Source organism: Acinetobacter johnsonii (assembly GCF_048551975.1).
GTDB classification, from domain to species: Bacteria; Pseudomonadota; Gammaproteobacteria; order Pseudomonadales; family Moraxellaceae; genus Acinetobacter; species Acinetobacter johnsonii_A.
The window spans coordinates 1-309 of the sequence record NZ_JBIMCF010000132.1; the positions used below are offsets into that span (position 1 = coordinate 1).

Here is a 309-nt window from a genome sequence, read left to right on the forward strand (position 1 = left end):
ATTCAGTACTTCATTTCTCATGAGAAATTAACTAATATTTTTAATCTTTATCATTATGTTCGCTGTCTTCATCATCCCCATCTTGGATAACAGCACCAACCACCGCTGCGGTTCCTTTCACAACGCCTTTTTTGGGTTTATACGCAATCTTTACAGGAACGGTGACGATCTTGTGTACACAACCTTGCAAAAACAACATACAAGCCATTACTGCGAACACTTTGAACATAACACCATCCCTATAAAAATTTGTTTTCTTAAAACTTAGATATAGCTATAACCTAAGCTTTTCAATGCACGTTCATCATC

Annotated in this window: 1 protein-coding gene; it reads right to left on the reverse strand. The window is 36.2% G+C overall.

Annotated features, from left to right (window positions below):
• Positions 1 to 40 precede the first annotated feature (40 nt).
• Complete coding sequence (locus ACG9ZB_RS16945; protein ID WP_419326817.1) at positions 41 to 229, reverse strand: NF038104 family lipoprotein; 189 nt, start codon at positions 227 to 229, stop codon at positions 41 to 43.
• Positions 230 to 309: the final 80 nt, after the last annotated feature.

Bases quoted from the DNA above. Each gene is read 5' to 3' on its own strand.
- ACG9ZB_RS16945 (WP_419326817.1), bottom strand. From the start codon at position 229: ATGTTCAAAGTGTTCGCAGTAATGGCTTGTATGTTGTTTTTGCAAGGT.